Source organism: Micromonospora solifontis (genome assembly GCF_003725545.1).
GTDB lineage: Bacteria > Actinomycetota > Actinomycetes > Mycobacteriales > Micromonosporaceae > Micromonospora > Micromonospora solifontis.
The window spans coordinates 1-14432 of the sequence record NZ_RJLN01000012.1; the positions used below are offsets into that span (position 1 = coordinate 1).

Here is a 14432-nt window from a genome sequence, read left to right on the forward strand (position 1 = left end):
CCGGTCGACCGCGCCGACCAGGTCGGCCAGCGGCGCCAGCCAGGCCGGCGCGGCCAGCACCAGCTCCCGGCCCGGGAAGGCGGCCCGCAGCCCGCGCAGCGCCGGCACCGCCGTCGCGAGGTCGCCGACCCCGAGTGCCCGCAGCACCAGGATCACGGGTACGAGGACTCCCGCTCGGCGCAGACCACCATCTCCCGTACCGCGCAGCCGGGCGGCTGGGAGAGGGCGAACATGATCGCGGCGGCGGTGTCGGCGGGCTCGTTGAGGGCCGCGTCCGGCCCGGGGCGGTACTGGGCGTCCCGCTCGTCGAAGAAGGCGGTCCGCATCCCGCCCGGGATGAGCAGGGTGACGCCGACCGCGCCGGCCAGCTCGGCGGCGAGCGCGCGGGTGAAGCCGACCACCCCGAACTTCGCCGCGCAGTACGCGGTGGCGTCGCTGACCGCCTTGACCCCGAGCGTGGAGGCGACGGTGACGATGCTGCCCCGGGACGCCTCCAGGTAGGGCAGCGCGGCCCGGATCACCGCCGCGGTGGCGAGCAGGTCCACCGCCACGATCCGCTCCCAGGTCTCGGCCGGTACGTCGGCCAGCTTTCCCGGCACGTCCATGCCGGCGGCGGTCACCACGGCGTCCAGGCCGCCGGAGCGTTCCGCCAGCTCGCGGGTGGCCGCCTCGGCGGCCCGGGTGTCGGCCAGGTCGCACTCGACCCAGGGCACCCCGTCGGCCGGCCGGTGCCGGTCCAGCACGAGGGGGCGGCCGCCGGCCCGGGCCACCGCGGTGACCACCGCGGCCCCGAGCCCGCTGGACCCGCCGGTGACCAGGACGGTGGGGCCGGCCCCGGGTGGTGGACTGGTGGTCATCGGGTTCCCTCCGCCGTCGGCCGGGGGACCGGTTCCCGGTGCGCCCCGGCCGCCCGGACCGCCACCGGCCAGGTGGCGGAGCCGCGACCGGACCGGGCCGCCGCGATCATGTCGGTGGTGGACCGCCCGTCCAGGTACGGCACGACCACCGTGCTCCCGCCCCAGCGGGCCAGGATCTCCGCCTCGGGCAGGGTCTCCTCGCCACCGCCGGTGGCGTAGTCGCCGCCCTTGACCCAGATGTCCGGACGCAACCAGGACAGCGCCGCGTGCGGGGTCGGCTCGTCGAAGATCAGCACCGCGTCGACGCAGCTCAGCGCGGCGAGCAGCCGGCTGCGGTCGCCCTGCGGCACGACCGGCCGTTCCGGGCCCTTGAGCCCGGCGACGCTGGCGTCGGAGTTGAGGCAGACGACCAGGCAGTCGCCGAGCTGGCGGGCCGCCTGCAGGGTCGCCACGTGCCCGGCGTGCAGCAGGTCGAAGCAGCCGCCGGTGGCGACCACCGTGCCGCCCGCCGCGCGTACCTCGGCCACCACCGCACCGGCCGCGGCCGCGCCGATCCGGTCCCCGCCCCCGCTCACCAGCACGGGCGAGGCGGCCCGCACCGGCGCGGGCAGCGCGGTGGCCACTCCCCCGCCGGCCACGTACGCGGACGCCTCGGCGACCGCCTCCTGCACCGCCTCGGAGACCAGCGCGCCCCGGGCCAGCGCGAGGGTGGCGGTGGCCGCGAAGCGGTCCCCGGCCCCGCAGGTGTCCCCCTCGGCGGCCGGCGCGGGCACCACCAGCGGGGTCGAGCCGGCGTGGCAGAGCAGCGCACCGTCGCCGCCCAGGGTCACCGCCACCGCGCCGGCCTGCCAGCGCTGCCGCAGCGCCTGGGCGCCCCGCGCGGCGGTGACCAGCCGGGACGCCCCGGGCGGCGCCTTCGCCAGCTCCCGCGCCTCGGACTCGTTGGGGGTGGCCAGCTGCACCCCGGGCACCGCCGCCGGGCCGCGCGGGTGCGGGTCCCAGACCACCGGGGCGCGGGTGGCGGCGAGCGCGGCCCGCAGCGCCGGCTGCCCGGCGACACCCCGGCCGTAGTCGCTGACCAGCACCGCGGCGGCGTCGGCGAGCAGGCGCAGCACCGCCTCGCTCGGCTCGCCCGGCTCGCCGGCCCGACCGCCCCGGTCGTGGCGCAGCAGCACCCGGCCCCGGGCCCGCAGCCGGACCTTCTCCGGCGTGGCCCCGGCCAGCGGCAGCGCGTACAACTGCACCCCGGCGGCGGCGAGCAGCGCGCCGATCCGGGCCCCGCCGGCGTCGTCGGCGAGGGCGGTGACCAGCGCGACCTCCACGCCCGCGGCGGCCGCGGCGAAGACCGCGGCCAGGCCGGCGCCGCCGGGCCGGTCGACGTACGTGGTCTCGTCGAGCACCGGCACCGGGGAGTCCGGGCAGAGCCGGTTCACCGTCCCCTCGACGTCCCGGTCCAGCAGGGTGTCACCGACCACCACCACGGGTCCCGTCATGCTCGACCTCCTCATCGGGCCTGCACCTCCCGGTCGGGGGCGTCCCCGAGCAGCACCTCGACCCCGGCACGTACCGGGGCGGCCCCGGTCCGCGCGGCCAGCGCCGCCGGCAGCGCCCGGTCGACGTACTCGCAGAGCACGTGCGTGGCGACCAGGTGCAGCTCCTGCACCACCTGGCTCTCCGGCGAGTCGATGGCGAGCACGTCGTCGCAGAGTTCGGCCAGCGGGTTGGGGGCGGGGCCGGTGAAGGCCCAGCAGCGCAGGCCGGTGTCCCGGCCGGCGCGGGCGGCGGTGAGCAGGTTGGTGCTGGTGCCGCTGGTGGACATGAGCAGGAGGATGTCGTCGGGGCGGCCGTGGGCGCGCACGCCGCGGGCGTAGACCTCGTCGTAGCCGTAGTCGTTGCCGATGGCGGTCAGCGCGGAGGTTTCGGCGTGCAGGGCGATCGCGGACAGTGGTTCGCGGTCGTCGCGGAGCTTGCCGACCAGTTCGGCGGTGAGGTGCTGGGCCTCGGCGGCGCTGCCGCCGTTGCCGGCCACCAGCAACCGGCCGCCACCGGCCAGCCGCTGCGCCACCTCCCCGCCCCAGCGGGCCAGTAGCTGCTCGGACTGCCGGAACGGCAGCAGCGCGGCGGCCAGGTGGGTGAGGTGGTCCTCGAGCACCGTGCCGCCGACGGCGGGACCCGGCGCCGCCATCAGGCGACCACCCGGGTGGGCCGACGCACGGTGGACACCTCGGCGTACAGCTCCGCCAGCCGTTCCGCCGTGGTGGTCCAGGAGTAGCGGTTGCGGGCCCGCTCCAGTGCCGCGGTGGCGTACGCGAAGCGGCGGATCCGGTCGCCCAGCAGCCCGCGGATCGCCGCCCCGAGCGCCGCCGGGTCGCGGGCCGGCACCAGATCGCCGGTGCGACCCGCGACCACCGTGTCGATCAGGCCGCCGACCGCGGTGCCGATCACCGGCACCCCGCACGCCATCGCCTCCAGCGGGGTGAGGCCGAAGGGCTCGTACCAGGGGGCGGCGACCAGCACGTCCGCCGACCGGTACCAGCGGCCCATCTCCTCGCGGGGCACCGCGCCGATCAGCCTCACCCGGTCGGCGACGCCGCACGACTCGGCGAGGGCCCGCAGCCGCAGCGCGTACGGGTCGGTCTCCAGCAGCCCGGCCGGCGGGCCGCCGACCACCACGCACTCCGCGTCGGGCACCAGCGCGGTGGCCCGGATGACGTCCTGGAAGCCCTTGCGCTCGACCAGCCGGCCCACGGTGAGGATGCGCGGACGGTCCCCGTCCCGCTCGGCGACCGGGCCGAGCGGGGCGAAGGTGGACAGGTTCACCCCGGACGGGACGACCGTCATCCGGGACCGGGGCACGCCCATCCGGACCAGCTCGGCGACCTCGTCCTGGCACTGGGCCACCACCCGGTCGACCGAGCGGCCCAGTTCCCGCTCGTGGGTCAGCCGGCCCGGCGGGCTGGTGTCCTGCGCGCCCTGGTGGCGTCGCTTCACCGTGCCGAGGGCGTGGTACGTCTGCACCACCGGCACCCCGGTGCGCCGGCCGGCGGCGAGGCCGGCGAGACCGCTCATCCAGAAGTGCGCGTGCACCACCTCGGGTTGCCAGTCGCCGGTGCGCCACCGCTCGGCCAGCCACTCCCCGAACGCCGGCATGTACGGCAGCAGGTCGTCCTTGGCCACCGGCTCGGCCGGCCCGGCGGGGACGTGCACCACGTCGTACCCGTCGGGGGTGCGGACCGTCACGGGCAGGTCCACGGCGTCGAGCCGGGTGTAGACCCGCACCTCGTGGCCGGCGGCGGAGAGCGCGGCGGAGAGCTCCGCGACATGCGTGTTCTGGCCACCGGCGTCCTCCCCGCCGAGGACGGCGAGCGGACTGGCGTGCTCCGAGATCATCGCGATGCGCATACTTCCTCCTCCAGCAGCCGGTCCCAATCGGCGAGAAAACGCTCCAGGCCGTAGCGGTTCCGTGCGGCGGCCCGGGCCTCGGCACCCGCCCGGCGGGCGGCGGACGGGTCGTCGACGAAGCCCCGGGCCGCCGCCAGCAGCACGTCGACCCGGGTGGAGAGGGCGCCGGCGGACGGGGGCACCGCCTCCACGGCCTCGGTGGTGGCCAGCGCCACCACGGGCATGCCCATGGTCATCGCCTCGATCAGGCTCAGCCCGAGGGAGGTCCACCGGCACAGGTGCAGGTACGCCCGCCGCCGGGCCAACTCGGCGTGCATGGCGTGCTGCGGCACGTCGTCGTGGCTGGTCAGCCGCTCCAGGGGCAGGCCGAGGTGGTCGGCGAGCCCGGCCACCTTCATGCCGTAGACGTCCAGCGGGGCGATCTCGGCGAACCGGGCCAGCAGGTCGGTGCCGGTGACCCGCCAGCGGCGGACCGGCTCGTTGATGACCACCGCGAGCCGGTCCAGCTCGCCGGTCCACTCGACGGCCGGGGCGACCACCCCGTGCTCGACCACCGCCGTGCGGGTGCCGCCGTTGTCCCAGAACAGCTCGTTGAAGTGGGTGACGTGGGTGAGCAGCAGGTCGTCCCGGTCGGCCATCGGGTGCCGGGTGTTCGGCACGTCGCCCTTCGGCGTGTTGTGCTCCACATAGATCGCCGGCACGTCGCGGCCCACCCGCCGGCCCAGCCAGTCGCAGGCCAGGTCGAACTCCTCGGGACGTTGCAGGATCACCAGGTCGACCTCCGCCCGGCGCAGCTCCTGCGGGGTCACCTCGACGGCCGTGTCCGGCCACGGGTACGTGCGCGCCCGGCCCAGCCCGTACGGGCCCCGGTCCGGGGTGACCGGCACCAGGTAGCGGTGCTTGCCGTGCACGAACGATGTCGTCCACGACCCGTGCACGTGCCAGACCAGGACGTTCATCGCGTCACCCCACCGGTGGCCGGCACCGTCCCGACCGGCTCCGGTGGCCCGGCGGGTACGCCGAGCAGCCGCAGCGCCTCCAGCACCCGGCCCGGTTCCACGTCGGTGAGGCAGGGGTGGCCGGGTACCGGGCAGCGGGTGGCCCGGGTGTCCCGGCAGGCGGCCCCGGCGTCGCCGAGCCGCACGGTCGGCACCCGGTAGGGCCCCCACTGTCCGAACGGGACGGTCGGGGCGAAGAGGCTGACCACCGGTACGCCGAGCGCGGCCGCCAGGTGCGCCGGGCCGGTGTTGCCGACGACCAGCGCGCCGGCCCGGGCGACGACCGCGGCCAGCTCGGCGAGTCCGGTGCGGCCACCCAGGTCGGCGCCCCCGGCGGCGGCGACCCGGGCGGTCAGCTCCCGCTCGTCGGGGCCGCCGGTGACCACCACCCGGTAGCCGGCGGCCGCGAGCACCCGGACGATCCGGGTGGCCAGCTCGGACGGGCAGGCCCGGGTCTCCGCCGAGGAGCCGGGGTGCAGCACGACGTACCCCGGGGTGCCGAGCGCGGCCGGGGCCGGCGGCAGCCGGTCCATCCGCAACCGCAGTTCCGGCTCGTCGTCGGCGGGCAGCGCGAAGCCGGCCGCCGCGGCGAGGGAGAGTGCCCGTTCCGGTTCGGGCACCCCGACGGGTACGCGGTGCCGCACGTCCAGCAGGGAGCCGGGGTAGTCGTCGCTGATCGCGCTGATCCGGGGCACCCCGGCCAGCCGGAGCAGCAGGGCCAGGGGCAGTGCGGACTGGTGGAACGAGGTGAAGATCACGGCTTCGTCCGCGCCGACGGCGGCCAGCCGGTCGGTGAGGCCGCGCAGCCCGGCCGGGTCGACCGGCGGCGCCGGGGCGTCGATCCAGGGCAGCGGCCATTCGATGATCTCGTCGACGCCGGGCAGCAGCTCCGCTGCGGCCCGGCCGCGTGGCCCGCAGAGCAGCACCACCCGCTCCGCGCCGGCTGCCACGGCCCGGATGCCCGGGCCGGTGACCAGCACGTCCCCGGCCGCGTCGCTGCGCACCACCAGGACGGTGCCCCGGCGGGACGGCGGGTCGGGCGCGGCCACCAGCCGCATCCGGCGGAGGATCTCGGCGACCGCGTCGGGCAGGTCCACCGCCACGGTCGGCGCGGCGGCCACCTCCGCCGATCGGGTGGCCGGGGTGGGTACCAGGATCCCGGCGGCACCGGCCGCGGCGGCGGCGGTCATGTCCGCGCCGATGTCCCCGACCATCACGCAGCGGGCCGGGGTGGTGCCGAGCGCCCGGGCGGCGGCGTGCACCAGGCCCGGGGCGGGTTTGCGGCAGCCGCAGCCGTCCGGCTCCCCGTGCGGGCAGATCTGCCAGGTGTGGAACGGCCCGAGCAGCTCCTCCACCCGGGCGTTGACCCGACGCAGGTCCTCGCCGGAGAAGCAGCCCCGGGCCAGGCCGGACTGGTTGCTCACCACCGCCAGGCGCAGGCCCGCCGCGCGCAGCCGGTCCACGGCCTCCCGCGCGCCGGGCATCGGGCGGACCTTCTCCGGGTCGCCGTTGTAGGGCACGTCCTCGATCAGCGTGCCGTCCCGGTCCAGCAGGACCGCGTCGTACAGGCCGGACGGGAGCCGGCCAGCACCCGGGTCAACCCGGGCTGACCTGCACTGATCCCGCTCGTGGTCCCGTCGCACGGGCGGCGGGTTCCCGACCCCCCGAGGAGTAAACATCAACTTCGGCGGAGCCGCCTCCGCCGCCCGGTCCGGCGATACCCGCCGCCGCCGAGAAGCTAACCCGGGTGGCCCGTTAACCGGGGACCCACCGGGGGTACGGGACACCGGTGGCGATTGTGGAGAAAGTGATCGACGCGCCCCCGCAGCAGGTCTTCGACGTGCTCGCCGACGGGTGGACGTACAGCGACTGGGTGGTGGGCACGGCGCACGTGCGCGACGTGGACGACACCTGGCCCCGGGTGGGCAGCCGGCTGCACCACCGGGCCGGGCCCTGGCCGTTGTCGTTGCAGGACGCCTCGACCGTGCTGGCCTGCGAGGCGCCGCACCGGCTGGTGCTCCGGGCCGGGCTCTGGCCGGCGGGCGAGGCGACCGTGTCCTTCGCGCTGGAGCCGCTGCCGGACGGCCGGACCCGGGTCACCATCGACGAGGACTTCGCGGCGGGGCCGCTGCGCTGGATCCGGACGAAACTCAACGACCTGGTGCTGCACCTGCGCAACAAGGAGACGTTGAACCGGCTCTCCGACATCGCCACCCGGCAGAAGGCGGACCGCTGAGCGCCACGACGCTCCGGACGGGCGTCTGTGCGGAGCGCACCGGACCGACTGGCTACCCTCTCAGGTGAACCTGTCGGCCGACCGAGGAAGTCCGTGATGATCGAACCCGTGCAGTTGCCCTCCCCGTGGCGCGACGCACGTCTGACCGTCGTCGTTCCCACCTACAACGAGGCGGGCAACCTCCCGGCGCTGATCGAGCGGCTTCTCGCCCTGCCGCTGCCGGGTCTGAAGGTGCTCGTGGCGGACGACAACTCCCCGGACGGGACCGGTGAGGTCGCCGACAAGCTGGCCGCCGAGCACCCGGAGCAGGTGACGGTGGTGCACCGTCCCGGCAAGGAGGGCCTGGGCCGGGCGTACGTGGACGGGATCGGTCGGGCGCTGGCGGACGGCGCGGACTTCGTCGCGCAGATGGACGCCGACCTGTCGCACCCGCCGGAGGCGCTGCCCGGCATGCTCGGCGCGCTGCTCTCCACCCAGGCCGGCGTGGTCATCGGCTCCCGGTACGTGCCGGGCGGCGAGCTCGACGAGAACTGGCCGCTGTACCGGCGCGCGCTCAGCGGCTGGGCCAACCTCTACGTGCACACCCTGCTCCAGGTGCGGATCCGGGACCTGACCGCCGGCTTCAAGATCTGGCGCGCGGACGCGCTGCGCGACATCGGCCTGGACCGGGTGCAGTCCAACGGCTACAGCTTCCAGGTGGAGATGCACTACCTGGCCACCAAGCTGGGCCACACCATCCTGGAGGTGCCGATCCGCTTCGAGGAGCGGCGCGAGGGCCTGTCGAAGATGACCACCGCCACCAAGATCGAGAGTGCGCTGATGCCGTTCCGGCTGCGCGCCAAGCACCGCAAGCTGGAGCGCTGACTCCCGCTCGAACGGCCCGCCCGGTTCTTCACCAACAGTGACGGAGCCGGGCGGGCTGTTGCCATCGCCTGCTGCCTTTGCTCTGCTTCAGCGGACGCAACACCGCGCCGGCCTGGCGATTCCCGCCCACGCACGGCGCGTCGACCGATCACCTATCATCGCCATCTGTAACTGTTGCGCGGGTTGAAGCAGAGCAAAGGCGCGCACGAGGTCTCTGTTGGGGTCCGCCGACAGGGTCGGCACGACGTCGATGCCGCCCGCCAGGTGGTGCCCCGGCCGGCAGGGGTCCGCTCCGCCGGCGGGCGATCGACGCGCCGGCCGTCGCTCGGCGCCGCCGGCGCTCAGCGGTAGACCGCCCGGTGCGCCACCTCGATGACGCCCGCGTACAGGTCGCCGGTCAGGGCGCGGTCCCGGGCCAGGGCGGCCCGCGCGGCGTTCGCGCCGGGCGCGCCGTGCACCCCGCCGCCGGGATGCGCCGACGAACTGGCCAGGAAGAGCCGGTCCACCGGGGTGTCCGCCCGCCCGAGCCCGGGGATCGGCCGCAGGAAGATCTGCTGGTACGCGGCCGCGGTGCCGCCGCCGAGCGCCCCGCCGACCAGGCTCGGGTCGCCGGCCTCGAGGTCGGCCGGGCCGGCCACGTGCCGCCCGACGATCAGCGAGCGGAACCCCGGGGCGGCCTCCTCCAGCACGTCCTCCATCCGCGCCACGTGCGCGCCGACCTCCTCCGCCCGCCAGTGGCGCCGGAACGGCAGGTGGGTGTAGGACCAGAGCGACTCGGTGCCCGGCGGGGAGTGGCTCGGGTCGGCCACCGACATCTGCCCCACCAGCAGGAACGGATCCCGCGGCAGTTCGCCCCGGGCCAGCTCCGCCGAGTACGTGGTCAGCCCGTTCAGGTCCGCCCCCAGGTGCACGGTGCCCGCGCCGGCCACCGCCCGGTTCCGCCACGGCACCGGCGCCGACAGCGCCCAGTCCACCTTCAGCGTGGAGCCGTCCCACTTGAAATGGGCCAGGTCCTCGACCAGCCGGGGCGGCAGCGCCGCCGCGCCGACCAGATCCAGGTAGAGCGCGGGGGCCGGGACGTCCGCGACGACCGCCCGGCGGGCGTGCCAGCTGGCGCCGCCGACGGTGCGGACGCCCATCGCCCGACCCCGGGCGGTGAGCACGCGGTCCACCCGGGCGCCGTAGTCGATCCGGCCGCCCCGCTCGACCAGCCGGGCCACCAGGGCATCGGTGATCTGCTGGGCGCCACCGACCGGTACCGGCCAGCCGACCTGCTGGCCGAGCATGGCGAGCAGCCAGCCGTACACCCCGGAGCCGGCCTCCTCCGGGGACAGGTCGGTGTGCAGCGCGCAACCGGCGAGCAGCACCGGCCCGCCCTCGCCCCGGAAGAGTTCCGCGCCGAGCTTGCGGACCGGCACCACGAGCCGGCGGGCCAGCCGCAGCGCGCCGGACACCCGGAGCCGGCGCAGCAGCCCCAACCCGCCCCGGACCGGCGGGAAGGGCGTGGTGATGGTCTGCAGCATCGGCTCGGCCACCTCGCGCCAGTCGGCGTACGCCCGACGCCAGCGGTCCCCGTCGCCGGGGGCGAACGCCTCCAGCGACGCGGCGGTCGCGCCGAGGTCCCGGTTGAGCACGGCGGCCCGGCCGTCGGGGAGCAGGTGGGCCAGCACGTCCGGGGCGTGCGTCCAGCGCAGCCCGTACCGGTCGAGGTCCAGCCCTCGCAGCACCGGCGAGGCGTACCCGAGGGGGTAGAAGGAGCTGTAGAGGTCGCTCAGGTAGCCGGGGGCGGTGACCTCGGCCGACCGGACCGCCCCGCCGGGGGCCTGGGTCGCCTCCAGCACCAGGACGTCCCAGCCCGCGTCGGCCAGCAGATTGGCGGCGACGAGGCCGTTGTGGCCGGCCCCGATGACGACGGCGTCCGCGCTCGACGTGCCGGTCGAAATCATCCGACCCGCCTACCCGGCCCGTTACCGGGCGAAACGCGTTTGCCTCGGGCCGGTCGGGGCACTCCCCGACGCATGTACACGGTTGCACAGCTCATAGGTGGAGTGTGGGGCGCGGGTGGCGAGGGAGGCGAACTGGTCGTACACGATCCGGCCGACGGCTCCCCGGTGAGCACCGTGCCGGTGGCGACGGCGGACGAGGTGGGCAAGGCGGTCGAGGCCGCCCGGGGCGTCGCGACGGAGTGGGCGGCGACCGACCCGGCGGAGCGGGCGGCGGCGCTGCACCGGGCGGCGGACGCGGTGGCGGAGGCCGCGGAGGAACTGGCCCAGGCCACCACGGCGGAGATGGGCAAACCACTCGACGACGCCCGCGGCGGCGTCGCGGCCGGCATCGGCACGCTGCGGCAGTACGCGGAGCTGGGCCCGCTGCGCGGCGGCCGGACCCTGCACGGCGGCCGGTCCTCGATGGACTTCATGGCCCCCGAGCCGCGCGGGGTGGTCGCCGCGATCACCCCGTGGAACGATCCGGTGGCGGTCTCCTGCGGGCTGCTCGGCGCCGCCCTGGTCACCGGCAACGTGGTGCTCTACAAGCCGAGCGAGCGCACCCCGGCCACCGGCTGGCTGTTGGCCAAGGCGCTGGACCGGGCCCTGCCCGCCGGGGTGCTCTCCCTGCTCACCGGCGGGGCGGAGGTGGGCGCGGCGCTGGCCGGCCAGGACGTGGACGTGGTGGCCCACGTCGGTTCGACCGCCACCGGCCGGGCGATCGCCGCGGCCGGCGCCCGCACCGGCGCGAAGGTCCTGCTGGAGAACGGCGGCAGTGACCCGTTGGTCGTCGACGCGAGCGTCGACCCGGTCTGGGCCGCGGAGCAGGCCGCGCTCGGCTGCTTCGCCAACGCCGGGCAGATCTGCGTCGCGGTGGAGCGGATCTACGTGCACCGGGACATCGCCGAGGATTTCGTCGACACGCTGGTCGAGCGCGCCGAGGCGCTCACCACGGGACCCGGCCGGGACCCGAAGACCCAGCTCGGGCCGCTGGTCGACCGGCGGCATCGGGACCACGTGCACGGGCAGGTCACCGCGGCGGTGGCCGAGGGGGCGCGGCTGCGCGCCGGCGGGACGGTCCCGGACGGGCCGGGGGCCTTCTACCCGGCCACCGTGGTCAGTGACTGCCGGCACGACATGACCCTGGTCCGGGAGGAGACGTTCGGGCCGGTCGCCCCGGTCGTCGTGGTCGATTCGTTCAGCGAGGCGTTGCGCTGCGCCGCCGACTCGCCGTACGGGCTGGCGGCCACCGTGCTGACCGGGTCGATGAGCCACGCCCAGCGCGCCTGGCGGGAGCTGCCGGTGGGCACCGTGAAGATCAACGCCGTGTTCGGGGGCGCGCCGGGCGGCGCCGCGCAGCCACGCCGCGGCAGCGGCCAGGGCTTCGGGTACGGCCCGGAACTGCTGGACGAGTTCAGCACGGTGAAGGCGGTGCACATCGAGGCGCCCGGCGGCGGCCACTGGTGACGCGTACGACGGGAGCCCGGGACCTGCGCGGTCCCGGGCTCCCATCGCGGTCGTCGCTGTCGTCGGCCGTCACCGGCCGCCCCGCGCCTCGCGGGTGGCCTTGTTGTTCGCCTTCTGGATCGCCTTGACCAGTTCCGGCTTGGTCATTCGGGACCGGCCCGGCACGTCCAACTTCTTGGCGACCTCCATCAGGTGTTCCTTCGGCGCGTTGGCGTCCACCCCGGTGGCCGTGGGGGCTCGCCGTTCGGGGCCGCCGCCAGCCGCCTGCCGGTCGCTCGGGCCCTTGCGGCCCTTCGGCTCCCAGTGGTCACCGACCTTCTCGAACTCGTGCTTGACCGCGGCGAACGCGGTACGGTGCGCCCGCTCGCCCTCGCCGTACGTCTCGACCGCCGAGTCGTGCGTCTTCTCCCAGGTCCGCTGCGCCTTCGCCGGGGAGCGCCGCAGCGTGCTGGGCAGTACCTCGCGCCCGGGCATCTCGTCCTCCTCCGTCTCGCTGGTGTTCCTATGACCGTTCCCCCGCGCCCGGACGGCAAACCGGCACCCGGTTTGTCGATTTTCGCCACGGGGTACCGCCGGGCCACGCGCGGGAGGTGCGCCCGGGCGGCGGAGGGAGCGGATCATGGCGGCGACGACGGAGCCGGTGGCCACCGGCCGGCAACGGGCCCGCCTTCCCCGGCGGATGCGCCAGCTGAGCTGGGCGACCTGGCGCGGGGCGCTGGTCCGCAGCGGGCGGAACTTCGTCAAGGACAACTGCGCGGACTGGGCCGCCGCGCTCACCTACTACGGGGTGCTCGCGCTCTTTCCCGCCACCATCGTGGTGGTCGCCCTGGTCGGGCTGGTCTCCGACGGCGAGCGGACCGTGGACACGGTGATCGGCCTGGCCCGCGAGATCGGGGCCGGCTCGGTGGTCGGCAACGACGCCTTCGTCGGCGTGGTACGCGGCGTGGTGACCCAGCGGGGACCGGTGAAGGTGCTGCTCAGCTTCGGTCTGCTCGGCGCGCTCTGGTCGGCGTCCGGGTTCATCGGCGCGTTCACCCGGGCCTCCAACGCCATCTACGGCGTCGCCGAGGGCCGGCCCTTCTACCGGCTGCGCCCGCTGCAGATCGGGCTGGCCGCGGTGTCGCTGCTGCTGCTCGCGGTGGTGGCCACCGGCCTGATCGTCAGCGGCCCGGTCACCGACGCGGTGGGCGACCGGCTGCACGCCGGCGGGTTGGCCCGCCAGGTGTGGACGGTGGCGAAGTGGCCGGTGCTGGCGGTGGTGGCGATGACGCTGCTGTCGCTGCTGTTCTGGATCGCCCCGAACGTCCGGCAGCCCCGGTTCCGCTGGCTCACCCCGGGCGGCGCGCTGGCCCTGGTGGCCTGGGTCCTCGCCTCCTTCGGCTTCGGCCTCTACGTCGCCAACTTCGGCTCGTACGACGTCACGTACGGCAGCCTCGGCGCGGTGATCGCGTTCCTGGTGTGGCTCTACCTGTCCAACTGCGCGCTGATGCTGGGCGTGCAGCTCAACGCCGAACTCCAGCGGGGCCGGGTGCTGCAGGCCGGCGTCGGCGACCCGGCGGAGCCGGTCCTGCCGCCGCGCGCCTCGGCCGATTCGTGACCGGTTGCCCCTCGGTTTACCGGCGGCCCTCCCGGGCATGTCTGTCGGCATGGAACGTGGCAACAGCAAGCACTCGCCGAGGGTCGACGACAACATGCGCCAGGATGTCAGCGGCCTGATCCAGGGGCCGGGGGCCGGCGGTTCGCGCGTCGAGGAGTCCCGCCAGCCGGAGCCGGCGGGCGAGGACCAGCCGGAGCCGAAGACGCTGACGGCCGGCGCGAGTCGCGGTGGCAACCCGCAGGGCATGAGCATGGACGACGTCGAGGGGCGCAGCCGCCTCGGCCGGTTCATCACGATGACCGCCCTGCCCGGGGACCGCGAGACGCTGCTCGCCAACGCGCGGGAGAACCAGGCGCCAGCCGACATCGTCGCCGCCCTGGAGGGCCTGCCCGACGGCTCCCGTTACCAGACGATTTCCGAGGTGTGGGCCGCACTCGGGCACAAGAACGAGACGACGCGCTGGTGAGCGGACCGGCCCACGGTCCGCGAGACGACACCGGCGGAACAGGAGGATCCCCGACATGAGCGGCGTCATGGAGCATGTGGACGTGTCCGTCCCGATCCGCACCGCCTACGACCAGTGGACCCAGTTCGAGGAGTTCCCGCACTTCATGGAGGGCGTCCAGGAGGTCCGCCAGCTCTCCGAGACGATGACCCACTGGACCGTGGAGATCGCCGGCGTGAAGCGGGAGTTCGACGCCGAGATCACCGAGCAGTTGCCGGACGAGCGGGTGGCCTGGCGCTCCACCGGGGGCACCCAGCAGGCCGGCGTGGTGACCTTCCACCGCCTCGACGAGGGGCACACCCGGGTCACCCTGCAGATGGAGTTCGAACCGCACGGCGTGGTCGAGCAGGCCGGCGACAAGCTCGGCGTGGTGGACCGGCGGGCCAAGGGCGACCTGGAGCGGTTCAAGCAGTTCATCGAGCGACGCGGCCAGGAGACCGGGGCCTGGCGTGGCTCGGTCGACCGGCCGACCCCCTGATCCGATCCCCCGACAGAGTTCGCGATGGCCGCCGGAGCGCCGG

Annotated in this window: 14 protein-coding genes and 1 pseudogene; 6 read left to right on the forward strand and 9 right to left on the reverse strand. The window is 75.5% G+C overall.

Features of this window, described 5'->3' with window-relative positions:
* The 7 genes and pseudogenes from EFE23_RS06275 to EFE23_RS06305 all read right to left on the reverse strand — a co-directional run.
* Positions 1-156: pseudogene (locus EFE23_RS06275) on the reverse strand (glycosyltransferase family 9 protein); the annotation flags it as partial.
* A complete protein-coding gene (locus tag EFE23_RS06280; RefSeq protein WP_123239940.1) occupies positions 153-857 on the reverse strand; it encodes an SDR family oxidoreductase in 705 nt (234 codons plus the stop codon). The gene EFE23_RS06280 and the pseudogene EFE23_RS06275, both read right to left, overlap by 4 nt.
* A complete protein-coding gene (locus tag EFE23_RS06285) occupies positions 854-2350 on the reverse strand; it encodes a PfkB family carbohydrate kinase (RefSeq protein ID WP_123239941.1) in 1497 nt (498 codons plus the stop codon). Before EFE23_RS06285 ends, EFE23_RS06280 begins: the two co-directional genes overlap by 4 nt.
* 11 nt (positions 2351-2361) lie before the next feature.
* Positions 2362-3042, reverse strand: a complete 681-nt coding sequence (locus EFE23_RS06290) for a D-sedoheptulose-7-phosphate isomerase (RefSeq protein WP_123239942.1) — start codon at positions 3040-3042, stop codon at positions 2362-2364.
* Positions 3042-4259, reverse strand: a complete 1218-nt coding sequence (locus EFE23_RS06295) for a glycosyltransferase (RefSeq protein WP_123239943.1) — start codon at positions 4257-4259, stop codon at positions 3042-3044. Before EFE23_RS06295 ends, EFE23_RS06290 begins: the two co-directional genes overlap by 1 nt.
* Positions 4244-5218 carry a glycosyltransferase gene (locus EFE23_RS06300; protein ID WP_123239944.1) on the reverse strand — a complete coding sequence of 325 codons (975 nt, stop codon included), beginning with the start codon at positions 5216-5218 and terminating at the stop codon, positions 4244-4246. Before EFE23_RS06300 ends, EFE23_RS06295 begins: the two co-directional genes overlap by 16 nt.
* Positions 5215-6900, reverse strand: a complete 1686-nt coding sequence (locus tag EFE23_RS06305) for an HAD-IIIA family hydrolase (protein ID WP_123239945.1) — start codon at positions 6898-6900, stop codon at positions 5215-5217. Before EFE23_RS06305 ends, EFE23_RS06300 begins: the two co-directional genes overlap by 4 nt.
* Before the next feature lie 146 nt (positions 6901-7046).
* Between EFE23_RS06305 and EFE23_RS06310 the strand changes: the two genes are divergently transcribed.
* Positions 7047-7493 carry an SRPBCC family protein gene (locus EFE23_RS06310; RefSeq protein WP_123239946.1) on the forward strand — a complete coding sequence of 149 codons (447 nt, stop codon included), beginning with the start codon at positions 7047-7049 and terminating at the stop codon, positions 7491-7493.
* A 96-nt stretch (positions 7494-7589) separates the two neighbouring features.
* A complete protein-coding gene (locus EFE23_RS06315; protein WP_123239947.1) occupies positions 7590-8357 on the forward strand; it encodes a polyprenol monophosphomannose synthase in 768 nt (255 codons plus the stop codon).
* Between the two features lie 341 nt (positions 8358-8698).
* Here the strand turns inward: EFE23_RS06315 and EFE23_RS06320 are convergent, their stop codons facing one another.
* Positions 8699-10303, reverse strand: coding sequence for a phytoene desaturase family protein (locus EFE23_RS06320; RefSeq protein WP_123239948.1), 1605 nt, complete (start codon positions 10301-10303; stop codon positions 8699-8701).
* Positions 10304-10375: 72 nt separating this feature from the next.
* Here EFE23_RS06320 and EFE23_RS06325 point away from each other — a divergent pair, with 72 nt between their 5' ends.
* Positions 10376-11809, forward strand: coding sequence for an aldehyde dehydrogenase family protein (locus EFE23_RS06325; RefSeq protein ID WP_123239949.1), 1434 nt, complete (start codon positions 10376-10378; stop codon positions 11807-11809).
* A gap of 69 nt (positions 11810-11878) precedes the next feature.
* On the opposite strand, the gene EFE23_RS06330 is transcribed toward EFE23_RS06325, so the two are convergent.
* Positions 11879-12283, reverse strand: a complete 405-nt coding sequence (locus EFE23_RS06330) for a ChaB family protein (protein WP_123239950.1) — start codon at positions 12281-12283, stop codon at positions 11879-11881.
* A gap of 145 nt (positions 12284-12428) precedes the next feature.
* On the opposite strand from EFE23_RS06330, the gene EFE23_RS06335 reads away from it, so the two are divergent.
* The 3 genes from EFE23_RS06335 to EFE23_RS06345 are packed head-to-tail and all read left to right on the forward strand — an operon-like array spanning position 12429 to position 14389.
* Positions 12429-13406, forward strand: a complete 978-nt coding sequence (locus EFE23_RS06335) for a YihY/virulence factor BrkB family protein (RefSeq protein WP_123239951.1) — start codon at positions 12429-12431, stop codon at positions 13404-13406.
* Positions 13407-13455: 49 nt separating this feature from the next.
* Positions 13456-13872: a DUF2795 domain-containing protein gene (locus EFE23_RS06340; protein WP_123240018.1), complete on the forward strand. Its 417-nt coding sequence runs from the start codon at positions 13456-13458 to the stop codon at positions 13870-13872.
* Between the two features lie 55 nt (positions 13873-13927).
* Positions 13928-14389, forward strand: a complete 462-nt coding sequence (locus tag EFE23_RS06345) for an SRPBCC family protein (protein WP_123239952.1) — start codon at positions 13928-13930, stop codon at positions 14387-14389.
* The last annotated feature ends 43 nt before the right edge of the window (positions 14390-14432 follow it).